This is a genomic window from Pseudomonas sp. S06B 330, from assembly GCF_002845275.2.
Taxonomy (GTDB): domain Bacteria; phylum Pseudomonadota; class Gammaproteobacteria; order Pseudomonadales; family Pseudomonadaceae; genus Aquipseudomonas.
Map to the genome: position 1 here is coordinate 5,018,206 of NZ_CP088149.1, position 22,591 is coordinate 5,040,796.

The 22,591-nt window shown below is 58.8% G+C and carries 22 protein-coding genes; 12 read left to right on the plus strand and 10 right to left on the minus strand.

What is annotated here, in order from left to right; all coding sequences use genetic code 11:
* Positions 1 to 100 precede the first annotated feature (100 nt).
* Together glyA and CX511_RS22640 are read left to right on the plus strand one after the other, a co-directional pair.
* Positions 101 to 1,354 (plus strand): serine hydroxymethyltransferase, encoded by a 1,254-nt coding sequence (gene glyA, locus CX511_RS22635; RefSeq protein ID WP_045187951.1) that lies wholly within the window; start codon positions 101 to 103, stop codon positions 1,352 to 1,354.
* Between the two features lie 317 nt (positions 1,355 to 1,671).
* The gene (locus tag CX511_RS22640) at positions 1,672 to 2,070 is read left to right on the plus strand and encodes a hypothetical protein (RefSeq protein ID WP_143527726.1); all 399 of its coding nucleotides are present in this window, start codon (positions 1,672 to 1,674) and stop codon (positions 2,068 to 2,070) included.
* Positions 2,071 to 2,220: 150 nt separating this feature from the next.
* Here the strand turns inward: CX511_RS22640 and yjiA are convergent, their stop codons facing one another.
* The 3 genes from yjiA to CX511_RS22655 all read right to left on the minus strand — a co-directional run bounded on the left by yjiA (position 2,221) and on the right by CX511_RS22655 (position 5,556).
* Entirely contained in the window at positions 2,221 to 3,186 is a 966-nt protein-coding gene (gene yjiA, locus CX511_RS22645) for a GTPase (RefSeq protein ID WP_045187947.1), read from the minus strand.
* Positions 3,187 to 3,273: 87 nt separating this feature from the next.
* Positions 3,274 to 3,471, minus strand: coding sequence for a YbdD/YjiX family protein (locus CX511_RS22650; protein ID WP_028944033.1), 198 nt, complete (start codon positions 3,469 to 3,471; stop codon positions 3,274 to 3,276).
* Between the two features lie 18 nt (positions 3,472 to 3,489).
* On the minus strand, positions 3,490 to 5,556 hold the full coding sequence (locus CX511_RS22655) for a carbon starvation CstA family protein (RefSeq protein WP_045187945.1): 2,067 nt from the start codon (positions 5,554 to 5,556) through the stop codon (positions 3,490 to 3,492).
* Between the two features lie 182 nt (positions 5,557 to 5,738).
* On the opposite strand from CX511_RS22655, the gene CX511_RS22660 reads away from it, so the two are divergent.
* The gene (locus tag CX511_RS22660; protein WP_045187943.1) at positions 5,739 to 6,104 is read left to right on the plus strand and encodes a PilZ domain-containing protein; all 366 of its coding nucleotides are present in this window, start codon (positions 5,739 to 5,741) and stop codon (positions 6,102 to 6,104) included.
* Between the two features lie 261 nt (positions 6,105 to 6,365).
* Complete coding sequence (locus CX511_RS22665) at positions 6,366 to 7,886, plus strand: nucleobase:cation symporter-2 family protein (protein WP_101292793.1); 1,521 nt, start codon at positions 6,366 to 6,368, stop codon at positions 7,884 to 7,886.
* A gap of 69 nt (positions 7,887 to 7,955) precedes the next feature.
* Here CX511_RS22665 and radA read toward each other — a convergent pair whose 3' ends face one another.
* Entirely contained in the window at positions 7,956 to 9,323 is a 1,368-nt protein-coding gene (gene radA / locus CX511_RS22670) for a DNA repair protein RadA (RefSeq protein WP_045187939.1), read from the minus strand.
* A gap of 176 nt (positions 9,324 to 9,499) precedes the next feature.
* Between radA and mscL the strand changes: the two genes are divergently transcribed.
* The gene (gene mscL / locus CX511_RS22675; protein ID WP_045187938.1) at positions 9,500 to 9,913 is read left to right on the plus strand and encodes a large-conductance mechanosensitive channel protein MscL; all 414 of its coding nucleotides are present in this window, start codon (positions 9,500 to 9,502) and stop codon (positions 9,911 to 9,913) included.
* A 51-nt stretch (positions 9,914 to 9,964) separates the two neighbouring features.
* Here the strand turns inward: mscL and CX511_RS22680 are convergent, their stop codons facing one another.
* Complete coding sequence (locus CX511_RS22680) at positions 9,965 to 10,741, minus strand: ferredoxin--NADP reductase (RefSeq protein ID WP_045187936.1); 777 nt, start codon at positions 10,739 to 10,741, stop codon at positions 9,965 to 9,967.
* A 187-nt stretch (positions 10,742 to 10,928) separates the two neighbouring features.
* Between CX511_RS22680 and CX511_RS22685 the strand changes: the two genes are divergently transcribed.
* Positions 10,929 to 11,636, plus strand: a complete 708-nt coding sequence (locus CX511_RS22685; RefSeq protein ID WP_101292795.1) for an autoinducer binding domain-containing protein — start codon at positions 10,929 to 10,931, stop codon at positions 11,634 to 11,636.
* Between the two features lie 87 nt (positions 11,637 to 11,723).
* Positions 11,724 to 12,848 carry a methyltransferase gene (locus tag CX511_RS22690; protein ID WP_101292797.1) on the plus strand — a complete coding sequence of 375 codons (1,125 nt, stop codon included), beginning with the start codon at positions 11,724 to 11,726 and terminating at the stop codon, positions 12,846 to 12,848.
* A gap of 321 nt (positions 12,849 to 13,169) precedes the next feature.
* On the opposite strand, the gene CX511_RS22695 is transcribed toward CX511_RS22690, so the two are convergent.
* Genes CX511_RS22695 through CX511_RS22705 form a run of 3 tightly spaced genes read right to left on the minus strand, consistent with a single transcriptional unit; the run spans position 13,170 to position 15,788 of the window.
* Entirely contained in the window at positions 13,170 to 13,325 is a 156-nt protein-coding gene (locus tag CX511_RS22695; RefSeq protein WP_045187930.1) for a DUF2474 domain-containing protein, read from the minus strand.
* Between the two features lie 12 nt (positions 13,326 to 13,337).
* Positions 13,338 to 14,345 (minus strand): cytochrome d ubiquinol oxidase subunit II, encoded by a 1,008-nt coding sequence (gene cydB, locus CX511_RS22700; RefSeq protein ID WP_045187929.1) that lies wholly within the window; start codon positions 14,343 to 14,345, stop codon positions 13,338 to 13,340.
* A 3-nt stretch (positions 14,346 to 14,348) separates the two neighbouring features.
* The gene (locus tag CX511_RS22705; protein WP_101292799.1) at positions 14,349 to 15,788 is read right to left on the minus strand and encodes a cytochrome ubiquinol oxidase subunit I; all 1,440 of its coding nucleotides are present in this window, start codon (positions 15,786 to 15,788) and stop codon (positions 14,349 to 14,351) included.
* Positions 15,789 to 16,145: 357 nt separating this feature from the next.
* On the opposite strand from CX511_RS22705, the gene CX511_RS22710 reads away from it, so the two are divergent.
* Positions 16,146 to 17,375, plus strand: a complete 1,230-nt coding sequence (locus CX511_RS22710) for an MFS transporter (RefSeq protein WP_045187925.1) — start codon at positions 16,146 to 16,148, stop codon at positions 17,373 to 17,375.
* 11 nt (positions 17,376 to 17,386) lie between these two features.
* On the opposite strand, the gene CX511_RS22715 is transcribed toward CX511_RS22710, so the two are convergent.
* Positions 17,387 to 17,938: a DJ-1 family glyoxalase III gene (locus tag CX511_RS22715; protein WP_045187923.1), complete on the minus strand. Its 552-nt coding sequence runs from the start codon at positions 17,936 to 17,938 to the stop codon at positions 17,387 to 17,389.
* Between the two features lie 40 nt (positions 17,939 to 17,978).
* On the minus strand, positions 17,979 to 18,458 hold the full coding sequence (locus CX511_RS22720) for a GNAT family N-acetyltransferase (protein ID WP_101292829.1): 480 nt from the start codon (positions 18,456 to 18,458) through the stop codon (positions 17,979 to 17,981).
* Positions 18,459 to 18,674: 216 nt separating this feature from the next.
* On the opposite strand from CX511_RS22720, the gene CX511_RS22725 reads away from it, so the two are divergent.
* From CX511_RS22725 to CX511_RS22740, 4 genes are all read left to right on the plus strand, one after another.
* Positions 18,675 to 19,970, plus strand: a complete 1,296-nt coding sequence (locus CX511_RS22725) for an NCS2 family permease (protein WP_045187919.1) — start codon at positions 18,675 to 18,677, stop codon at positions 19,968 to 19,970.
* Positions 19,967 to 21,052 (plus strand): tRNA (uridine(54)-C5)-methyltransferase TrmA, encoded by a 1,086-nt coding sequence (trmA, locus tag CX511_RS22730; protein WP_045187917.1) that lies wholly within the window; start codon positions 19,967 to 19,969, stop codon positions 21,050 to 21,052. The genes CX511_RS22725 and trmA overlap by 4 nt, the downstream gene beginning before the upstream one ends.
* Before the next feature lie 68 nt (positions 21,053 to 21,120).
* Positions 21,121 to 22,026: a LysR family transcriptional regulator gene (locus CX511_RS22735; RefSeq protein WP_101292801.1), complete on the plus strand. Its 906-nt coding sequence runs from the start codon at positions 21,121 to 21,123 to the stop codon at positions 22,024 to 22,026.
* A 96-nt stretch (positions 22,027 to 22,122) separates the two neighbouring features.
* A complete protein-coding gene (locus tag CX511_RS22740) occupies positions 22,123 to 22,569 on the plus strand; it encodes a cupin domain-containing protein (protein ID WP_101292803.1) in 447 nt (148 codons plus the stop codon).
* The last annotated feature ends 22 nt before the right edge of the window (positions 22,570 to 22,591 follow it).

The following is a 22,591-nucleotide window of genomic DNA, read 5'->3' on the forward strand; positions in this document are numbered from 1 at the left end:
TGAGCCCCATTTGTCTGCGACATGATGCCCTTTCATATGCCAGACAAAAGCTGATGAGGTAGAATGCCCGCCTATTTCAGCACGATCCTTGAGGACCGCCATGTTCAGCCGTGATTTGACCATTGCCAAGTACGACGCCGATCTCTTTGCCGCCATGGAGCAAGAAGCTCAGCGCCAGGAAGAGCACATCGAGCTGATTGCGTCGGAAAACTACACCAGCCCGGCTGTCATGGAAGCCCAGGGCTCGGTTCTGACCAACAAATACGCCGAAGGTTACCCAGGCAAGCGCTACTACGGCGGCTGCGAATACGTCGACGTGGTCGAGCAACTGGCCATCGACCGCGCCAAGGAACTGTTTGGCGCCGACTACGCCAACGTCCAGCCGCACGCTGGCTCGCAAGCTAACGCTGCTGTTTACCTGGCCCTGCTGTCGGCCGGTGACACCATCCTGGGCATGAGCCTGGCCCACGGTGGTCACCTGACCCACGGCGCCAACGTCAGCTCCTCGGGCAAACTGTACAACGCTGTCCAGTACGGTATCGACGCCAACGGCCTGATCGACTACGACGAAGTCGAGCGCCTGGCTGTTGAACACAAGCCGAAGATGATCGTTGCCGGTTTCTCTGCCTACTCGCAGATTCTGGATTTCCCACGCTTCCGCGAAATCGCCGACAAGGTCGGTGCTTACCTGTTCGTCGACATGGCCCACGTTGCCGGCCTGGTCGCTGCAGGCGTGTACCCGAACCCAGTGCCATTCGCTGACGTCGTTACTACCACCACCCACAAGACCCTGCGTGGCCCACGTGGCGGCCTGATCCTCGCCCGCGCCAACGCCGAGATCGAGAAGAAGCTGAACTCAGCTGTATTCCCAGGCGCCCAAGGCGGCCCGCTGGAGCACGTCATTGCCGCCAAGGCAATCTGCTTCAAGGAAGCCCTGCAGCCTGAGTTCAAGGCTTACCAGCAGCAAGTGGTGAAAAACGCCCAGGCCATGGCTGGCGTGTTCATCGAGCGCGGCTTTGACGTGGTCTCCGGTGGTACTGAGAACCACCTGTTCCTGCTGTCGCTGATCAAGCAGGAAATCTCCGGTAAAGATGCCGACGCCGCGCTGGGCAAGGCCTTCATCACCGTCAACAAGAACTCGGTACCCAACGACCCACGTTCCCCGTTCGTCACCTCCGGCCTGCGCTTCGGCACCCCGGCTGTGACCACCCGTGGTTTCAAAGAAGCAGAATGTAAAGAACTGGCTGGCTGGATCTGCGACATCCTGGCTGACCTGAACAACGAAGCGGTGATCGACGCCGTTCGTGAGAAGGTCAAGGCCATCTGCGCCAAGCTGCCGGTTTACGGCAACTGATCGCAGCTCACTGATGTGAAAAAAGCCTGGCCTTGTGCCGGGCTTTTTGTTGCCTTGACGGTATGGGCATTCCCTGCGCACAAGGTACGTCGATAGACATAGTCTGAAATCCCGCGCTTAGACCACACAGGCGCCCATGTTGAGACTACGTCAAGATGCTTACGCACAAGCAACAATCATTTCTCGCCACGTTATGGCTGAACGATCAGCCCATTAACACGCTAGACACCCTCATTGGCAAGGCCGCCTGGGTCAACAGACTAGGTGGCGCGGGGGTCTTGCCCCAGCTTGCCAGCACCGTTCGCAACGATTCACACATGCTCAGCTGCCAGGCTGGCATTAGCAAAAAACCGATGCTGTTCTATTTTCGCCAAACGCCTGCTGGCTATCGCCTGTACGTCCGGGAGCCAGGCGACCACTTCGGCAAGGGTGTATGGGTCCATGACCACTCCCACCTTGGCGTGGTATCGACTGACCAGAACGATCCCAGCGCCTTCGCGTTGAGGAGCTCTGAAGGCCAAATCGTCAGTCTGAGCGACCTGGCAGGTGATGAGCATCAGATCACACTGACCCACAACGGCTTGAGCGTCTCGAAGGGACGGCGTTCGAACTCGCCGTATGAGTACCTCAAAACCCGAGGCGATCTATCGACGGTATGGACATTGAAGGTTCTGGAACGCAGCGTTCCCTGGCTCAGCAGCCCCTATGAAATTTGAATCGGGGGCGGCTAAAGATTTTTCACGACTTCGACGCAGCTCGCTGCCGGACGTGTGGAAGGTGCGGCCTTCTTCCCCCCATAAATGAGGCGTGAAAGTACAATGTCCACAAAAAGAACCCCGGCCAAGCCGGGGTTCACCTGTAGCAGATCAACTCAACGCCTCGAACCCCGCCCGAATCTTCGCCTCCGGCAGTTCATCGGCGATAAAGACCATCACGCTCTCGCGTACCTCCCCCTCGGCCCACTCGGTATCCCAGTCAAAACCATAGAGTTTCAATACGCCCTGGAACACCAAGCGCCGATCTTCCCCAGCGATATTGAGCACTCCCTTATAGCGCAACAGCTGCTTGCCATGATCTTCCAGCAACTGATTCATGAAGTCGCTGAGCCGATCGATATCCAGCGGAGTATCGGTGCGCAGCACCAGGCTGGAGATGCGATCCGGGGTGACTGCCTGACTGACCGGACGCAGGCTCAGACCGCCCCCAAGATCAGCATTGAGGTTGAAACCACGCACGTCGAGCATCTCAGCCAAATCGATCTTGCCGTGATCCACTACCCGGATTGGCGCCCGGCGGTTGATTCTCCCCAGCCGCTCGCTCAGCGCTTGGAAACTGTCGCTATCAACCAGATCGGTTTTACTCACCAATAGACGATCAGCAAACCCCACCTGAGCCTGTGCAATGGCTTGCGCCAAGTGCTGTTCGGCATGCGCCGCATCGACCAGGGTGATGATGCCGTCGAGGATGTAGCGTTCACGCAATTCCTCGTCGATAAAGAAGGTCTGCGCTACCGGCGCCGGGTCGGCAAGGCCGGTGCACTCGATCACCAGGCGGTCGAAAGCAATTTCGCCAGCGTCCAGGCGCTCAAGTAGCAGGAACAGGGCGCGGGTCAGGTCGCCATGAATGCTGCAGCAGACACAGCCATTGGCCAAGGTCATGACCTGCACCGGCTCGTCACCCAACAATTGGCTGTCAATGCCGGCATCACTGAATTCGTTTTCGATCACAGCGATCTTTAGGCCATGCTCGGCCTTGAGTAGATGGCGCAGCAAGGTGGTCTTGCCGGCTCCCAGAAAACCGCTGAGTACTGTTACGGGAATGGGCGCGTGCAATCGGAAATCTCCTGTTCTGAAAATAACTGTGGGAGCCCGGCGTACCGGACTCCCACAGGTTTGTCACATGCCATCAGTCGCCGTTTTTCAACAGCACTTGGGCCCACCCTTGCCACCGTAACGTGCTTCTTGGCGCTCGCGGAAGAACGCCTCGTAGCTCATCACCGGCTTGTCCGGGTGTTTGGTCTGCATATGCTCGACGTAGTTGTCGTAGTCGGGCATGCCGACCATCAGGCGGGCTGCCTGCCCCAGGTACTTACCCAGTCGACCGAGATCGTTGAACATTACTGCATTCCTCTTCGGTTACGCATCCGGCAATGCCTGGAACGGGGATTCTTTGTCAGTCCGCTCTTTTTTACCCAGGGCGGCAATACCGACCTTGAGGGCAAAGAACAAGATACTGAAGACCACGAACAGGAACAGGATGGTCAGACCAGCGTTGGTATAGGCGTTGAAGATCACATGCTGCATCTGGCCGATGTCCTTGGCCGGGGCCAGTACCTGTCCAGCGTCGAGCGCAGTGCTGTACTTGTTGGCCAGAGCCAGGAAGCCGACCGCCGGGTTCGGGTCGAACAGCTTGATGAAACCTGCAGTAGTGGTGCAGATAAGCAGCCATACCGCTGGCAGCAAGGTGACCCACATGTAGCGCTGGCGCTTCATCTTGATCAGCACCACGGTGCCGAGCATCAGCGCGATACCGGCGAGCATCTGGTTAGAGATACCGAACAGCGGCCACAAGGTGTTGATGCCCCCCAACGGATCGATCACACCTTGATACAGCAGGTAACCCCAAAGGGCTACGCAACCGGCGGTAGCGAGCAGGTTGGCACCCCACGACTCGGTACGCTTGAGCGCTGGCACGAAGCTACCTAGCAGGTCCTGAAGCATAAAGCGCCCAGCACGGGTACCGGCATCCACTGCGGTGAGGATGAACAGCGCTTCGAACAGAATCGCGAAGTGATACCAGAAGGCCATGGTGTTCTCACCTGGCAGCACCTGGTGAAGAATCTGCGCAATACCGACCGCCAAGGTCGGTGCGCCACCGGCACGGGCGAGGATGGTGTGCTCACCAATGTCTTTGGCCACCGCCTCCAGGGCATCCGGGGTAATCGCAAAACCCCAGCTGCTGACGGTCTGTGCTACCGAAACGACGTCGGAGCCGACCACTGCCGCCGGGCTGTTCATGGCGAAGTACACGCCAGGCTCAATCACCGAGGCGGCAACCATGGCCATGATCGCCACGAACGATTCCATCAACATGCCGCCGTAACCGATGTAACGGGCGTTGGTTTCGTTATCCAGCAGCTTGGGCGTGGTGCCCGAGGAGATCAGCGCATGGAAGCCCGACACCGCGCCACAGGCGATGGTGATGAACAGGAACGGGAACAGAGTGCCTTTCCAGACCGGGCCGGTACCGTCGGTGAACTGGGTCAACGCCGGCATTTTCAGCTCAGGGGCGATGATCAGGATACCGATGGCCAGACCAACGATGGTGCCGATCTTGAGGAAGGTCGACAGGTAGTCACGTGGTGCCAGCACCAGCCAGACCGGCAGAACTGCAGCAACAAAGCCGTAGCCGACTAGCATCCAGGTGATTTGCACACCGGTGAAGGTGAATGCCGGGCCCCAGACCGGATCTGCGGCAACCTGGCCCCCCAGCCAGATCGACAGCAACAGCAGCACCACGCCCATCAGCGAAATCTCGCCGATACGGCCCGGGCGGATGTAGCGCATGTAGATACCCATGAACATCGCGATCGGGATGGTCGCCATCACCGTGAACATGCCCCAAGGGCTCTCAGCCAGGGCCTTGACCACGATCAGCGCCAACACCGCGAGGATGATGATCATGATCAGGAAACAACCGAACAGGGCGATAGTGCCCGGAATCCGGCCCATTTCCTCACGAACCATGTCACCCAGCGAGCGACCGTTGCGGCGGGTGGAGAGGAACAGGACCATGAAATCCTGCACCGCACCGGCCAGCACCACACCGGCAATCAGCCAGAGTGTGCCGGGCAGGTAGCCCATCTGCGCCGCCAGTACAGGACCGACCAGCGGACCGGCGCCAGCGATAGCGGCAAAGTGGTGACCGAAAAGGATGTGTTTGTTGGTCGGGACATAGTCCAGACCATCATTGTTAAGCACCGCCGGGGTGGCCCGACGCGGGTCCAGCTGCATCACCTTGGTGGCGATAAACAGGCTGTAGTAGCGGTAGGCGACCAAGTAGATGGCCACCGAAGCGACGACGATCCACAAGGCGTTGATGGCCTCGCCACGGCGCAGGGCAACCACACCCAGCGCACAGGCTCCTATGACTGCCAGCACCAGCCACGGAATGTGGCGTAGCAGGCTATTATTGTTGTTCATGGTTTGCTTCCAGCTAGTGGATAAAAGACAGCCTTTCGAGTCTAGCGATCCTGACAGGAAAGACCACCCCCCACGTTGGTCTAGAGCCTTCAACGGGGGCTGAACAAACCTCGTTATGCGCCCTTGTGCGGGCATTGGCAAGTGCTGAGCTATAGTCAGGAAGAACCCCGGAGTGCCTGAACATGAGCGACCACCTAGAACGTCGACGCTTCAAACGTGTTCCCTTCGATGCGCCTACCGAACTGGTGCAGGGCGAGCAACGCTGGCCAGTTAACCTGCTGGATATTTCCCTGAAGGGCATATTGATCGAATCCCCCGAACCCTGGAACGCCGATCCTGAGCAACTGTTTGACGCCGTAATCCATCTGAATGCCGATGCCCAAGTGCTGATGCAGGTTCAGCTGCGGCATGTCGATGATCAGCAGTTAGGCTTTATCTGCCAGCACATTGACCTGCACTCGCTTGAGCACTTGTGCCGCCTTATCGAGCTAAACCTGGCCGATCGCACTGAACTGGAGCGCGAGTTCCACGAACTGATCGAAGTTTAGGAACTCTTAGCTTCCTACCTATCTGCCTGCGATTACCTTTCCTGTCCAATCAGACAGCTTTAATCCCGAGACCACAGTGCCTGCAAGAGGCCCTGTGGTGCTCGTGTTGCGCTGTTGGAACAGAAACTGCATTCAGCCATTAATCCACAACCATGGTAGGACTGTTCCTACGTAATCAAAATATTGTATACAATTCCTCTGGCCTTCTCGGGTAGGACTTGTCTACAGTAGCGCCACAACAATAAAACAGAGACCCGCCCCATGAATACGTCCTCCTCTAGCACGTCTTCAGCCCCACGTCCCGAAGACGAGAATCTGGGCCTAGGTGCCAACCTGGCGTACGGCCTGCAACACGTTCTGACCATGTATGGCGGTATTGTTGCCGTACCCCTGATCCTCGGTCAGGCAGCTGGACTGACACCGGCGGAAATCGGCCTGCTGATCGCCGCATCGCTGTTTGCCGGTGGTCTGGCAACCCTGTTGCAAACCCTCGGCCTGCCCTTCTTCGGCTGCCAACTGCCGCTGGTGCAAGGTGTCTCGTTTGCCGGTGTGGCGACTATGGGCGCTATCCTCAGCAGTGAAGGCGGTGGCGGTTTGCCTGGTGTTCTGGGTGCGGTCATGGCGGCGTCTTTCCTCGGGTTTCTGATCACGCCGGTGTTCTCACGGATCACCAAGTACTTCCCGCCGCTGGTGACCGGTATCGTCATCACCACCATCGGCCTGACCCTGATGCCCGTCGCTGCGCGTTGGGTAATGGGTGGCAACAGCAAGGCACCGGACTTCGGCAGCATGGCCAACATTGGCCTGGCGGCACTGACGTTTGTCATCGTGCTGGTGCTGAGCAAACTGGGCAGCGCGACCATCTCACGCCTGTCGATCCTGCTGGCCATGGTCATCGGTACCCTGATCGCCTGGTCGCTGGGCATGGCTGACTTCAGTAAGGTACTCGAAGGTCCGTTGGTAGCTTTCCCGACGCCGTTCCACTTCGGTATGCCCACCTTCCACATCGCTGCGATTCTGTCGATGTGCATCGTGATCATGGTGACATTGGTGGAAACCTCGGCAGACATTCTCGCTGTCGGTGAAATCATCGACACCAAGGTCGACTCCAAGCGCCTGGGCAATGGCCTGCGTGCCGACATGGCCTCGAGCATCCTGGCGCCGATCTTCGGCTCTTTCACCCAGAGCGCCTTCGCGCAGAACGTCGGCCTGGTCGCCGTGACCGGGGTGAAAAGCCGCTACGTGGTAGCCACCGGCGGAGTGATTCTGGTGGTCCTCGGTCTTCTGCCGATCATGGGCCGGGTGATTGCTGCGGTACCGACCTCGGTACTTGGTGGTGCCGGTATCGTTCTGTTCGGCACCGTCGCCGCCAGCGGTATCCGTACCCTGTCCAAGGTCAGCTACAAGAACAACGTCAACCTGATCATCGTCGCCGCCTCCCTGGGCTTCGGCATGATCCCGATTGCCGCACCGAACTTCTACGCGCAATTCCCCAACTGGTTTGAGACCATCTTCCACTCCGGCATCAGCTCGGCAGCGATCATGGCCATTGTCCTGAACCTGGTGTTCAACCACTTCACCGCTGGCAACTCCGACCAACAGTCAGTGTTCGCCGCTGCCTACGAACGCACCATCCATTACTCGGATATTTCCGCGCTGCGTGACGGTGATTACTTCGAGGATGGCAAGCTGTTCAATGCTGAGGGCAAGGAAGTACCTGTAATGGGCGAAGGTGAGCACGGTGAACCCCCCATGCGACGAGAGACCGTTTCAGAGCATTGATCGACCCCAAGGCAATTGAAGCAGGGCCGGTGCGCATCACCGGCCCTTTTTGTTTTTCGGCCGTGGCAACTATTCGAACAATGCGTCCAGCGCCTGCTCCAGGCGTGTCACAGCAATGACTTGAAGGCCGGGCGGGGCTTCTTTGGGCGCATTGCCCTTGGGCACGATGGCGCGCTTGAAGCCATGCTTGGCTGCCTCTTTCAAGCGCTCCTGGCCACTGGGCACCGGTCGTACTTCCCCCGACAGGCCAACCTCGCCGAACACCAGCAAGCCATTGTCCAGCGGACGGTTGCGCAGGCTGGACATGATCGCCGCCATCAGCGCCAGGTCGGACGCGGTTTCGAGCACCTTGACCCCACCTACTACGTTAAGGAATACATCCTGATCATGGGTGGGAATCCCGCCATGGCGGTGGAGTACCGCCAAGAGCATTGCCAGACGGTTCTGATCCAGGCCCAGGGTCACCCGGCGCGGATTGGACAAATGGCTGTCGTCAACCAGGGCCTGGACTTCCACCAGCATCGGTCGGGTACCTTCCCAGGTAGCCATGACCACGCTGCCGGGGACCTCTTCCTGGGCACGCGTCAGAAAGATTGCCGAAGGGTTGGAGACTTCCTTCAGGCCGCGGTCGGTCATGCCGAACACGCCCAATTCGTTGACCGCACCAAAGCGGTTCTTTACCGCTCGCAGCAAACGCAGGCGGCCATCGGACTCGCCCTCGAAATACAAGACAGTATCGACCATGTGCTCAAGCACCCGTGGCCCCGCCAGCGCGCCTTCCTTGGTGACATGACCGACGAGGAAGATCGCCGTCCCACTCTGCTTGGCATAGCGCACCAGCAGGGCCGCACTTTCGCGCACCTGGGATACGCCGCCGGGTGCCGATTGCAGTTGCTCAGTGAAGATGGTCTGGATTGAGTCGATGACCATGACCTTGGGCTTTTCCACTCGCGCAGTGGCGATGATCGCCTCGATGCAGGTCTCAGTCATCACCCGCAGTTGGTCCTGGGGCAGGCCCAGGCGCCGGGCACGCATCGCCACCTGCTGCTGGGATTCTTCACCAGTGACATACAACGCTGGCATGCGCGTGGCGATGGCACACAGGGTCTGCAACAGAATGGTCGACTTGCCGATACCGGGATCGCCACCGATCAACACCACCGAACCGTCGACCAGACCACCACCCAACACCCTGTCCAGCTCGGCGCTGGCGGTGGTAAAGCGCGGAATCTCTTCGACGCTGACTTCAGCCAGGGTCTTGATCTGTGCCTGCTGTCCGGCCCAACCCGTACGGCCGCTGGGTGCTGCGGCTGCGCCACTTTCCAGCACGGTCTCGACCAGGGTGTTCCAGGCACCGCACTCGCCGCACTGCCCAGCCCATTTCGGAAAGGTCGCGCCGCACTCGGTGCAGCCGTACATGCGCTTGGCCTTGGCCATGGGAGACAGTCCTCGAGAAAAAGGGACCATAATAGCCGACCTGTGTGACCCGGACTGCCACAGAAAACGACAAAACTATTCGATATAACCACAGTCTGTAATAGCGGCGCGGAGCATGAAGCGCGCAGCTGATTTACACTGCGTTTACCAACCTCATCTGTTACAAGGAATAAACCATGGGCGTGCTCAATGAATTCAAGGCCTTCGCGGTCAAAGGGAATGTGGTCGACATGGCCGTCGGTATCATCATCGGCGCGGCCTTTGGCAAAATCGTTACATCCTTTGTAGGTGATGTGATCATGCCACCGATCGGTATGCTGATCGGCGGTGTCGACTTCAGTGACCTGGCCGTCACCCTCAAAGCTGCCGAAGGTGATATTCCGGCAGTGGTGCTAGCTTACGGCAAGTTCATTCAGACCATTCTTGACTTCATCATCGTCGCCTTCGCGATCTTCATGGGTGTCAAAGCGATCAATCGTCTGAAACGTGAAGAAGCAGAAGCGCCAACCCTGCCGCCAGTGCCCACCAAGGAAGAAGAGCTGCTCACCGAGATCCGCGACTTGCTCAAGACGCAGAATCGGCAACCCTGAATTCAAGAACAGAAACGGCGCTCCAGGGCGCCGTTTCTTCCACTGCTGGATTTACCAGTAGTTTTCCACCGCCACCTGTCCAGGCCGGCGGCTCAGGCTCAAGTTCAAACCGCGCTGTTTGAGCACCTGGCGTGTGTCATCAATCATTTGTGGATTGCCACACAGCATCACTCGCGAATGCTCCGGCGTCAGTGCCAATCCGGCAGCCTGTTCCAACTCGCCATTTTCGATCAGGGTGGTGATGCGCTCAGTGAGGGCGCCAGGGTGCGGCTCCCGGGTAACCACCGGAATGAACTGCAACTTGCCCGCATAGTGCGCCAGGTATTCGCGCTGCTCAAGGCCGGCGATCAGGTCCAGGTAGGCCAGCTCTTTCGCCTCACGCACCGAGTACACCAGCTTGATCGAGTCAAAACGTTCCCAGGCTTCGAAGTCCTGCAGGATCGACACGAAGGGTGCAATGCCAGTCCCAGTGGCCAGCAACCACAGATCGCGACCATCGACAAAGCGATCCAGGGTCAGAAAGCCGAAGGCCTGCCGATCGATCAGCAAGTTGTCGCCTTCGCTCAAGCGACTCAGCTCACTGGTGAACTCACCGCCCGGTACCACAATAGAAAAGAAATCCAGGTACTCGTCATACGGCGACGAAACCATCGAATAGGCGCGCCACACCACACTGCCATCGGCCTTCGTTACCCCCAGGCGGGCGAACTGGCCGGAACGAAAACGGAACCCCGGATCACGCGTGGTACGCAGGCTGAACAGGCTGGGGGTCAGCGGCTGGACGTCGAGCAACGTCTGGCGGGTGAACTTTTCAGCGCTGGCAGTCATGACTTACTCCATAAAACAGATACGCCCAGTGTCGCGCAAACGCACCCGGATAAACACCGTTGGTTTGTAGTGATTTCAAAGAACCAACCGGTCGAAAAATTCATTCGCTTGTAACGAAATGACCCAGCGAAGCACTAGGATATTTCCTACACTGCCATTTCGGATCCACTTCAGGGAGACCATTGCCATGCCCCACTGGAAGGAAGAGCAGCTTCAACAACTGATGAGTGAAACCAATGATCAGCGGATGTTTCACTCGGCGGCATCCTTGGTGGAACAACTTGGAATGGAATACTTTTCATTCACCCTTCGCATCCACATCCCCCAACAGAAATCACACATCCATACCTTCAACACCTATCCCACGGCCTGGAACGAGCGATACCAGGCTCGCAATTACGTCAGCGTCGACCCAATCGTCGCCCATTGCCATATTTCATTAGAGCCCATCCTCTGGCAGGATCAGGTCTTCCGAGAGACGCCGGAGCTCTGGGAGCATGCCCAACTGCATGGGCTACGATTTGGCTGGAGCCAATCAGCACACGACTTGCAGCACAACGAAAGCATCTTGACCGTGATTCGCAGCCATACCCCCGTTGATACCCCTGAATTCTACAATTGCGCCGGGCAAACCATCTGGTTGTGCAACCTGATACACACGCTGCTAGTTGAGAGACAAGCACCCACCCCCTCCCTCTCAGTCCGACTCTCCACCCGTGAAACTGAAGTACTGAAATGGTCTGCCGCTGGCAAGACTGCGGCTGACATTGCCTGCATCCTTACGCTGTCGCGAAGCACGGTCAATTTCCATATCCGCAGCATCATCACCAAGATGAACTCCAGCAACAAAGCCGGCGCCATTGCAATTGCCGCCATGAGCGGACTGCTGGGGTAACCCCTTGGTTGGCAAAGCCCTGTAGAATCACGTTCCTGTAAAGCGCCGCCGAGTGCGCGGTGTGACCATGCCCCAGAGCCTTAGTCCATGCCTTTGTTAACCAGCCCCTTCGCCGAACTCGAACTGCTTCGCCAGCCCGAGCAAGCCAATGATCCCTTGCAAGCCTTCGATGCGGCCGACGAGTACCTGCTCGAACACCTGGCCGACCAAGCGCCAAGCACGAGCGCACGGGTGATGGTGCTCAACGATAGCTTTGGTGCACTGGCCATCAGCCTGAGCCGCCATTTGCACGTCATCAGCAGTGGCGATTCACATCTGGCACGCCTGGCATTGGAGAAAAACCTGGTGCGCAACGGCCTGGCGTTCGACGCGGTGCCGTTCATTCCGGCCAATCTTCACTGGCAGGGTGCCTTCGACCGGGTGCTGGTGCGTGTACCCAAGACTCTGGCCCTGCTTGAAGAACAACTGATTCGCTTGCAGGCTCATCTGGTACCCGGTGCCCAGGTGATTGCCGGGGCAATGATCAAGCACCTGCCCCGTGCTGCCGGGGACTTGCTGGAAAAGTACATTGGCCCGGTCCAGGCCTCGCTCGCAAAGAAAAAGGCCCGACTGCTGATCGCCACCTTCAAGCCAAAGCCCGCCGCCAGCTCACCCTACCCGACCCGTTATCAGCTGGACACGCCACACCTGGAACTGCTCAACCACGCCAACGTGTTCTGCCGTGAGGGACTGGACATTGGTACCCGTGCATTCCTGCCACACCTGCCAAATAACCTCGGGTCGGCGCGGGTTGCCGATCTGGGTTGCGGTAACGGTGTATTGGCGATTATCAGCGCCTTGAGTAATCCCCAGGCACATTACACCCTGATCGATGAGTCCTACATGGCCACCCAATCAGCCTTGGAGAACTGGCAAGCGGCGCTGGGTGACCGTCAAGTCAACATACGCGCTGACGATGGGCTTGCGGCCCAGCCCTCACAGTCCCTGGACGTCGTGCTGTGCAATCCACCCTTCCATCAGCAGCAGGTGGTCGGAGACTTCCTCGCCTGGCGCATGTTCCAGCAAGCCCGCGAAGCGTTGGTCGTGGGTGGCGCACTGTACATCGTCGGCAATCGTCATCTGGGGTACCACAGCAAGCTGGCCCGTTTGTTCCGTGGAGTAGAGCAAGTGGCGGCGACGCCGAAGTTCGTCGTACTCAAGGCGCGCAAGTAAAAATATCGCGGGGCAAGGCAAAAAGGGCTTCACGAATTGTCGGGGACGATGACCTTGGCCTAGACGTGGGCTTACCCATTCAATGCGGTGTGGCTGCTGATGGTTTGTGGGAGCCGGTCTTGCCGGCGATGGGATCGATGCAGTGCCAGTTGCTACGCGGTGTCTGCATCGCTGGCAAGGTCAGCTCCCACAAAGTCAGAGCAACGCCTCAGCACATCGAATGGATCAGCCAAAACCGTAAAATCCTCTCCAAAAAAAACCCTTCGCAACCGAAGCTGCGAAGGGCTGTAAATCCGCGCAAGGCGGGATGGGAAATACTTTTTAGTGGGTGCTCAGACCGGCTGCAGCCATAAACATGCGCATCAGCCAGGCAACAATCCCCAGGGCCACCACGCTCCCGGCCCAGATCACCACCAGCCAGCCCAGCCGTTTCCAGAGCGGTTTTTTCTCTTCATCGAAGGTTGGTTTGCCAGTCATGTCCAAGCCCTCCTAGTGGTAGCCATCTTCGTGGGTCACCTTGCCGCGGAACACGTAATAACTCCAGAAGGTGTAACCAAGAATGAACGGGATGATAAACAACGTCCCCACCAGCATAAAACCCTGGCTCTGTGGTGGCGCCGCCGCATCCCAGATCGAGATCGATGGCGGGATGATGTTTGGCCACAGACTGATACCCAGGCCGCTGTAGCCGAGGAAGATCAGCACCAGCGTCAACAGGAACGGCGTGTAGTGTGCATTGCGTGCAACGGCCCGCAGTAATCCGTAAAGCGTCACCAGCACAAGAATCGGCACGGGCAGGAACCAGAACAGATTCGGCAGGCTAAACCAACGCGTGGCGATGTCGGGATGCGCCAACGGCGTCCAGATGCTGACAATGCCGGTAACCGCCAGCAACACCAAGGCCAACGGACGGGCCAAGTCATGCATTTGCAGTTGCAACTTGCCTTCGGTTTTCATGATCAGCCAGGTGCAGCCAAGCAAGGCGTAGGCAACGATCAAGCCCAGGCCGCAGAACAAGCTAAACGGTGTCAGCCAGTCCAGGGAGCCACCGGCATAGCTGCGGTCGACTACCTTGAAGCCTTCGATAAAGGCGCCCAGCGCCACACCCTGGAAGAAGGTGGCAGCCAGTGAGCCACCGATGAACGCCTTGTCCCAAAGATGACGCTTGTCGGCCTTGGCCTTGAAGCGAAACTCGAAGGCCACGCCGCGGAAGATCAGCCCAATCAGCATCAGCATCAACGGCAGGTATAACGCAGACAGCACTACCGCATAGGCCAGCGGGAAAGCACCGAACAGTGCAGCGCCACCAAGTACCAACCAGGTTTCGTTGCCGTCCCAGACCGGTGCGACGGTGTTCATCATCACGTCACGGTCCTGCTCAGCCTTGACGAAGGGGAAGAGAATGCCAATCCCCAGGTCGAAGCCGTCCATGACCACGTACATCATGATGCCGAAAATGATGATCACGGCCCAGATCAGTGGAAGATCAATACCCATGATTCAGTTCCCCTTGCTCAGGCTGGCGTGCTCGCCATCATCATGATCGTCATCAGCAGCCGACAGCGGCCGCGCTGGCGTGCGTTTCTGGCCAGGACCACCAGGGTTGGTTTCATCACCTTCACCCGTTTTTGGCCCCTTGCGTACCAGGCGCATCATGTAGCCCAGGCCCGCACCGAACAGAGCGAAATAGACCACCACGAACATCACCAGGGTCACGCCCAGCTGGGTGTAGCTGTGATTCGAAACCCCGTCGGCAGTGCGCATAAGGCCGTAGACCACCCAAGGCTGGCGACCGATCTCAGTGGTGAACCAACCTGCGAGAATCGCGATCAGGCCGGACGGCCCCATCCACAGGGTCAGGTAAAGGAACGGCCGCGAGCTGTAGAGCTTGTCACCCTTGCGCAGCCATAGGCTCCACAGACCCACCAAGATCATCAGCATCCCCAGGCCCACCATGACCCGGAACGACCAGAACACCACGGTGGAATTTGGCCGGTCTTCCTTCGGGAATTCCTTCATTGCCGGGACTTGCTTGTCCAGGCTGTGGGTCAGGATGAGGCTGCCCAGCGCTGGAATTTCCAGCTTGTAACGAGTGGTTTCGGCTTCCATGTCGGGAATGCCGAAGAGGATTAACGGCGTCGCCTCACCTGGCACGTTTTCCCAGTGGCCTTCGATCGCGGCAATTTTCACCGGCTGGTGCTTGAGCGTGTTCAAGCCATGGAAGTCACCAATCACCGCCTGGATTGGCGCGACGATCAGGGCCATCCACATCGCCATCGAGAGCATCTTGCGGATTGCCGGGTTATCCCGGCCACGCAGCAGGTGCCAGGCAGCCGAGGCGCCGACGAAGAACGCGGTGGCCACAAATGCGGCAGTGGCCATGTGCGCCAGTCGGTACGGGAACGACGGGTTGAAGATTACCGCGAACCAGTCCACCGGAATCACCACGCCGTTGACGATCTCGTAGCCTTGCGGGGTCTGCATCCAACTGTTGGAGGCCAGAATCCAGAAGGTCGAAATGATCGTACCGATGGCCACCATGACTGTGGCGAAGAAGTGCAGGCCACGACCGACACGGTTCCAGCCAAACAGCATGACGCCGAGAAAGCCCGCCTCAAGGAAGAAGGCTGTGAGCACTTCATAGGTCAGTAGCGGCCCGGTGATGGAGCCGGCAAAATCGGAGAATTTGCTCCAGTTGGTGCCGAATTGATAGGCCATGACCAACCCGGATACCACACCCATGCCGAAGTTGACGGCAAAGATCTTCGACCAGAAATGGTAAAGGTCACGGTAGACACTGTTGTTGGTTTTTAGCCACAAGCCTTCGAGCACCGCCAGGTAACTCGCCAGACCAATGGTGATGGCCGGGAACAGGATGTGAAAGGACACGGTAAACGCGAACTGAATTCGGGCGAGATCTAGAGCCTCTAATCCGAACATAGTGCTTCCTCTGTCAGGTATTCCGGCGTCAGGCGATGGGCCTTGGCGCCAACTGCCCCCACGGTAGTTGAGTGTGGCTAGTTGGAATTGTTCTAAAAACTTCACAACGCAGGGAATTCGGCCGTCTGGCCCACCGTTGCAAATGAAACTATTGATCCAGATCAACGGCTGCCTGAAAGGATAGTCCTGAAAGGCCTGTGCAGTTGTGTGGTTCATTGCCGCAGAGCAGTTGTGCACTGTTTTATGTGCCCCAAAACAGTGCACCGACAGGGCAATGCTCACGCTCTTTGTAACCTGCAGTTACAAACTGGTGGTAACCTGCTGTCCCGCTTCCCTCGCTGAGGCTCTGTTTCGCCGATGTCAGAACATCCGCCGCTGCTGTTGCGCCACCACCGCCCTTTCCTTGCGTTCTGGCTGGCGCGTGTCTGCACCGCCAGCGGCTTCCAGATGCTCACCGTGGCCATCGGCTGGCACCTGTATCAGTTGACCGGCAACGTCCTCGATCTTGGCTTGGTCGGTCTTGTGGAGTTCGCCCCGCGGGTGCTGTTCATGCTGCACACTGGGCACGTCGCCGACCGCTATGATCGGCGCCGCGTCGCCGCCCTGTGCCAGAGTGCTCAGGCCCTGATCGCCCTGGCCTTGGTAATCGCCAGCAGCACCAGCAATGTCAGCCGCGAATTGATCTTCATCCTCGCCTTCCTATTGGGCAGCACTCGCTCCTTCGAAATGCCCGCGACCCAAGCGCTGCTGCCTAACGTGGTGCCCGCCGCGCTGTTCCCCCGTGCAGTGGCGGCCTCAGCCTCGGCCATGCAAGCGGCAACCATTGTTGCGCCGGCGGTTGGCGGATTTCTTTATGCGTTCGGCAGTATCTGGGTCTACGCACCGACCGTGTTGTTGTACGTGATCGCCTGCCTGTTGACCCTGAGCCTTAGCGTACGTCCCCAGCGCCCGCAACAGGGGCGCGCCAGCCTGGAGTCGCTACTGGCCGGAATCCGCTTTATCCGCAGCCGCCCGGACATCCTCGGCGCCATTTCCCTGGACTTGTTCGCGGTACTGCTGGGCGGCGCCACGGCACTGTTGCCAGTGTTTGCCAAAGACATCTTGCTTACCGGCCCTTGGGGCCTGGGATTGTTGCGTTCGGCGCCAGCGGTGGGGGCGTTGTTGATGTCGCTATGGCTGGCGCGCTTCCCGGTGGAGCGCAAGGTGGGACGGGTGATGTTCACCGCAGTGGCCATCTTTGGCGTAGCGACGATTGCCTTTGGCTTGTCGACATCGTTCTGGTTCTCGCTGGCGGTGCTGGCGGTGCTGGGAGCAGCCGACATGATCAGTATGGTAATTCGCGGCGCTTTCGTGCAGCTGGAAACCCCGGATGAGATGCGCGGCCGGGTCAGCGCCGTGAATGGGTTATTCATCGGCGCCTCCAACCAGCTGGGTGAGTTCGAGTCAGGGGTGACCGCCCATTGGTTTGGTACGGTACCGGCGGTGGTGCTGGGCGGGGTGGGGACGCTGGTGGTGACCGGGGTGTGGATCAAGCTGTTTCCGAGCTTGGCGGGACGCGATCATATGCACAGTCGGCTGCGGGACTGACCTTTTCACGGTCAGACCCTCAACTGCCCTGCCACCCGGTTACGCACCGTCCGGCCCGCCACCTGCTCTACCAGCATCAAGGCGAACTCCAACGCCGCTCCCGAGCTTTGCGCGGTGATGCAATTGCCATCCACCACCACCGGCTGATCAACAAAACTGCATCCGGATAGCAACTGGCTGACGTCCGGGTGACAGGTCATGCGCCGCTGGCGCAGTACGCCAAAGGCCTGCAACGCCAGCGCGGGAGACTCGGCAATGGCAGCAAAAAAACCGCCTCTCTTGGCCTGCTCTGCGAGCCGTTGCGCCAGCGGCTGATGGGCAGCCATGTGCTTGGCGGCCTGTTCACCACCCGGCAACACAATCAGGTCGAATGGCTGGGCCAGTATGTCGACCAACATACCGTCGGCGGTCAAGCGCATGCCGCGGGCACAGGTCAGCATACGGCGGCCCTCGATACTGGCAACGACTACCTCTATTTCAGCGCGTCGCAGCACGTCGATCAGAATCGCGCTCTGCAGGGCATCCACGCCTTCGGCGACTACGATCAGGGCTCTATGGGTCATGAACTGCTCTCCGCCGGGATATGCCTTAGAGCGTAGTCGCTCACAGCAGCAGGGTCATCTGACGCTCGAAGCCCCTGCGGGCGCGGTATCCATCACCCGTGTAGGTCCAGCCTGTGGCCTGGTAAAAAGCAAGGGCCGCATGGTTGTCCAGATCCACTGACAACTGAAGACGCCCTACATCTGGCCACACAGTGCGCACCAGGCTCGGCAAGGCGGTCATGCAAAATCGCCCCAGCCCTTGCCCTTGTTGTCGTCGATCAACCTGCAAAGCGCTCAGCATGGCTGCATCAGCCTCGGCCCAGGCCGACAGAAACGCGCCGCGCTGAAGCAGCAGGAACGCCTGCGGTACGCTGTCCAGCAACACCACCACACCACGCATGTCATCACTGTCGACACTCAGCAAGATATACAGCGCACTGGAAATGTCCCCGGCAAAACGCCGTTGCTCGGGGTGCACCTCGATGTCTATCAGCTGGTCGCGCTGCGTCTGGCTCAGGTCGCGGTAGTCAGTCAACTGCACTGCTAGGTCTCGCATAGGGATCAATGAAGGCATCGACACGGAATCTGTCGATATCTGCAGTGTATCGCGACATTAATTACCGCTCGCCGAGCATGCTGGTATGATGCGCGGCTTTTTTCCGACCCAATCAAATTCCACAAGCCGTCTGGTACGGTCTGTGCTTTGCTGAGGGGGTCGATACATTCACGGCGCCGGGGCGCGCCACGGGGAGCAGGCATGCTGGAAAGGCTGTTTCAACTAAAGGCACACAACACCAATGTCCGCACCGAAATACTCGCGGGCGTGACCACCTTCCTGGCCATGGCCTATATCCTGTTCGTCAACCCGAGCATTCTCGGCGAAACCGGCATGGACAAGGGCGCGCTGTTCGTCGCCACCTGCTTGGCAGCGGCCATCGGCTCGACGACCATGGGCCTGATCGCCAACTACCCGATTGCCCTGGCACCCGGCATGGGCCTCAACGCCTTCTTCACCTACACCGTGGTCCTGCATATGGGCCACACCTGGCAGGTGGCTCTGGGCGCGGTATTCATTTCGGCCGTGTTGTTCTTCCTGCTGTCGATCTTTCGCATCCGTGAATGGATCGTCAACAGCATTCCGTTGCCACTGCGCTCGGCCATCGCTGCCGGTATCGGCCTGTTCCTGGCGCTGATTGCCCTGCACAATGCCGGTATCGTTGTGGATAACCAAGCGACCCTGGTGGGCCTGGGCGACCTCAAGCAACCCGCACCGATCCTCGCCACCCTGGGCTTCTTCCTGATTGTTGCCCTGGAAGCGCTGAAAGTACGTGGTGCGGTCCTGATCGGCATCCTGGTGGTGACCGTCGCCTCGATCGGCCTGGGCTTTACTCCATTCGCCGGCGTGGTCTCGATGCCACCGTCGCTGGCCCCAACCTTCCTGCAGCTGGACATCAAGGGTGCCCTGGATGTCGGTCTGATCAGCGTGATCTTCGCCTTCCTGTTCGTTGACCTGTTCGACAACTCCGGCACCCTCATCGGCGTGGCCAAACGTGCCGGCCTGATGCGCAAGGACGGCCATATGCCGAAGATGGGCCGCGCCCTGATCGCCGACAGTACCGCTGCGATGGCCGGTTCCCTGCTGGGCACCTCGACCACCACCAGCTACATCGAATCGGCAGCAGGCGTGAGTGCTGGTGGGCGCACTGGCCTGACCGCAATCGTGGTTGCCATCCTGTTCCTGCTGGCGCTGTTCTTTGCGCCGCTGGCCGGTAGCGTGCCAGCCTTCGCCACTGCGCCAGCGCTGCTGTTCGTCGCCGTGTTGATGGCCTCGGGCCTGGCTGAAATAAACTGGGACGACGTCACCGAAGCCGCCCCGGTAGTGATCACTGCCCTGGCGATGCCGCTGACCTACTCGATCGCCAACGGCATCGCTTTCGGTTTCATTTCCTGGACCGCGATCAAACTGATCTCCGGCCGCCGCGGTGACCTGAACCCGGCGCTGGTGATCCTGTCGATCCTGTTCGTCATCAAGTTGGGTTGGTACAACGCATGAGTGCTGTCTTCGACCCTTCGACCTACACCCAACAGCTCGACGCCAAGGCTGCACGCCTGCGTGAGCTGTTGGCGCCTTTCGATGCCCCGGATCCTGCGCTGTTCGACTCGCCACGTGAGCACTACCGCCTGCGTGCCGAGTTCCGGCTGTGGCGTGAGAACGAACAGCGCTTCTACGCAATGTTCGCCCCGGGCGAGAAACACACGCCGATTCTGATCGAAGACTTTCCCATCGCAAGCCTGCGCATCAATCAACTGATGCCGCAACTCAAGGCCGCCTGGCAAGCCAGCTCAGCGCTGAGCTTCAAGTTGTTCCAGGTCGAGTTCCTGACCACCTTGGCGGGCGATGCGATGATCACCCTGTGCTACCACCGTCCACTGGACGAGCATTGGGAAGCCGCTGCGCAGCAGTTGGCCAAAGACCTGGACGTGAGCATCATCGGTCGCTCCAAAGGCAAGCGTGTGGTGATCGGCCGCGACTATGCAGTGGAAGAACTGCAGATTGCCGGACGTACCTTCCGCTACCGCCAACCAGAAGGCGCCTTTACTCAGCCTAACGGTGCAGTGAACCAAAAGATGCTCAACTGGGCCTATGAGGCTCTGGGAGAGCGTCAGGACGACCTGCTGGAGCTCTACTGCGGTAACGGCAATTTCACTCTGCCGTTGGCTACTCGGGTACGCAAGGTGCTGGCCACCGAGATCAGCAAGACATCGGTCAACGCTGCCCTGCATAACCTCGATGACAACGCTGTGGATAACGTGCGCCTGGTGCGGCTGTCCGCCGAAGAGTTGACCGAAGCACTGAATGAAGTGCGCCCGTTCCGCCGACTGGAAGGGATTGACCTGAAGAGCTACCAGTTTGGCAGCGTCTTCGTCGACCCACCGCGTGCAGGCATGGATCCGGACACCTGCGAGCTGACCCGGCGTTTCGACAACATCCTGTACATCTCTTGCAACCCGGAAACGCTGGCGGCGAACATCGCCCAGTTGCACGATACGCATCGTATCGAGCGCTGCGCATTATTCGACCAGTTTCCGTATACCCACCATATGGAAAGTGGCGTGTTACTGGTTCGGCGTTGAACTGAACGTCACAGGCGTCGCCCCAAGCGCCTGTGACGGGCTGAAAATCTCAAGGAGCATCGTCCCCGATGGACCAATTCAGCGCCATGCAGACCTTTCGCCGTGTGGTTGACCACGGCAGTTTCAGCGCTGCAGCCGTCCTGACTGGCCAATCCCATACCGTGTTGTCACGTCAGGTCAAGAATCTCGAACGCCAACTAGGCAGCCAACTCCTCCACCGTACTACCCGGCGCCTGCAGTTGACTGAGGCAGGCACGATGTTCTACCGCCACTGCGTACAAATTCTTGACCAGATGGATGCCATGACCCTGGAGCTCTCCGAGCACCAGCAGCAACCTTCCGGTACCTTACGCCTGAGCGTCTCCAGTGCCTTTGGCGAGCTGGAACTGGGGCACTGGCTACCGGGCTTCGTTGAACGCTATGCGCAAATACGCATCGAGCTGTGTTGCACAGACCGATTCGTTGACATGCTCGAAGAGAACATCGATCTGTGCCTGCGGGTTACTGATCATCTGCCAGATTCGAGTTTGGTTGCACGAAAGCTGGCACCCAGCGAAGTCATTCTGGTCGCCGCCCCGTCCTACCTCAGGCGGTTACCTAACCCCATCAACGCCGATAATCTGGGTGAGCATCCGCTGCTGAGCTACAACCGCCTAGCGCAGCCACAGCGCCTGCAACTTACCGAGCCATCGGGCAGTCAACGTGAGATGGTGATGCCCAGCCGTGTCAGCGCCAACTCACCGATGGCCTTACGAGCCGCTGCCATCGGCGGGCTGGGCATCGCCAGCTTTGATCGTTTTATCGTCGATGATGCCGTGAAAGATGGGCGTCTGGTGCAGTTACTCCCAGACTGTCAGCAACCGTCACGTACGCTGTATGCGCTCTACCCTCACAGCCGCTACCTAGCACCGAAGGTTCGCGCGCTATTGGACTATGTTCAAGCCTACTATCAGCGGCCGCGCTGGGGCCATTAGTGCAAAAAAAGCACAAGCCATGGGCAATTCCTGCCGTATTTCTGCACAGACCTCCCAGTTAACCTTCGTGTACTCCACTCAACGAAGGTGCTTCCCATGAATGCTTTGAAAACGACCCTGGCCAGTCTGACCCTGGTCGCCATCACCCTTTCTGCTGCCGCTCACGCTGAAAGCAAACCCGAAGCCTTGATCTCACTGCCCTACGCCGATCTAAAGTGGCAGGTAGTGCCTAACACCAATGGCGCAGTGACTTACGCCAACACCGACGAGGACATCTTCGGCAACGGTGACTACTCGGCCTTTGTTACCTTCAAGGCGGGCACCGACAACGGCCTGCACACCCACAGCAAAAGCTTGCCGACCGTGGTCTTGAAAGGCACGTTCTATGCGGTCATTGATAAAGTGCGCACCGAGTTCCCGGCCGGCTCGTACTACAAGCTACCGGCTAATCGAGTGCATGAAAGCGGTTGCACTGCCGAAGCTGATTGCCTGTTGTTCCAATACCAGAGCGACAAATACGATCTGGTACCGGCCAAAAGCTGAAGTTCTGAATGTCCTTCACGAC

Coding starts and splice junctions, on each gene's coding strand:
- glyA (WP_045187951.1), top strand. CDS start 101: ATGTTCAGCCGTGATTTGACCATTGCCAAGTACGACGCCGATCTCTTT.
- CX511_RS22640 (WP_143527726.1), top strand. CDS start 1,672: ATGCTCAGCTGCCAGGCTGGCATTAGCAAAAAACCGATGCTGTTCTAT.
- CX511_RS22650 (WP_028944033.1), bottom strand. CDS start 3,471: ATGTTCAACGATCTCGGTCGACTGGGTAAGTACCTGGGGCAGGCAGCC.
- CX511_RS22655 (WP_045187945.1), bottom strand. CDS start 5,556: ATGAACAACAATAATAGCCTGCTACGCCACATTCCGTGGCTGGTGCTG.
- CX511_RS22660 (WP_045187943.1), top strand. CDS start 5,739: ATGAGCGACCACCTAGAACGTCGACGCTTCAAACGTGTTCCCTTCGAT.
- CX511_RS22665 (WP_101292793.1), top strand. CDS start 6,366: ATGAATACGTCCTCCTCTAGCACGTCTTCAGCCCCACGTCCCGAAGAC.
- radA (WP_045187939.1), bottom strand. CDS start 9,323: ATGGCCAAGGCCAAGCGCATGTACGGCTGCACCGAGTGCGGCGCGACC.
- mscL (WP_045187938.1), top strand. CDS start 9,500: ATGGGCGTGCTCAATGAATTCAAGGCCTTCGCGGTCAAAGGGAATGTG.
- CX511_RS22680 (WP_045187936.1), bottom strand. CDS start 10,741: ATGACTGCCAGCGCTGAAAAGTTCACCCGCCAGACGTTGCTCGACGTC.
- CX511_RS22685 (WP_101292795.1), top strand. CDS start 10,929: ATGCCCCACTGGAAGGAAGAGCAGCTTCAACAACTGATGAGTGAAACC.
- CX511_RS22690 (WP_101292797.1), top strand. CDS start 11,724: ATGCCTTTGTTAACCAGCCCCTTCGCCGAACTCGAACTGCTTCGCCAG.
- CX511_RS22695 (WP_045187930.1), bottom strand. CDS start 13,325: ATGACTGGCAAACCAACCTTCGATGAAGAGAAAAAACCGCTCTGGAAA.
- cydB (WP_045187929.1), bottom strand. CDS start 14,345: ATGGGTATTGATCTTCCACTGATCTGGGCCGTGATCATCATTTTCGGC.
- CX511_RS22705 (WP_101292799.1), bottom strand. CDS start 15,788: ATGTTCGGATTAGAGGCTCTAGATCTCGCCCGAATTCAGTTCGCGTTT.
- CX511_RS22710 (WP_045187925.1), top strand. CDS start 16,146: ATGTCAGAACATCCGCCGCTGCTGTTGCGCCACCACCGCCCTTTCCTT.
- CX511_RS22715 (WP_045187923.1), bottom strand. CDS start 17,938: ATGACCCATAGAGCCCTGATCGTAGTCGCCGAAGGCGTGGATGCCCTG.
- CX511_RS22725 (WP_045187919.1), top strand. CDS start 18,675: ATGCTGGAAAGGCTGTTTCAACTAAAGGCACACAACACCAATGTCCGC.
- trmA (WP_045187917.1), top strand. CDS start 19,967: ATGAGTGCTGTCTTCGACCCTTCGACCTACACCCAACAGCTCGACGCC.
- CX511_RS22735 (WP_101292801.1), top strand. CDS start 21,121: ATGGACCAATTCAGCGCCATGCAGACCTTTCGCCGTGTGGTTGACCAC.
- CX511_RS22740 (WP_101292803.1), top strand. CDS start 22,123: ATGAATGCTTTGAAAACGACCCTGGCCAGTCTGACCCTGGTCGCCATC.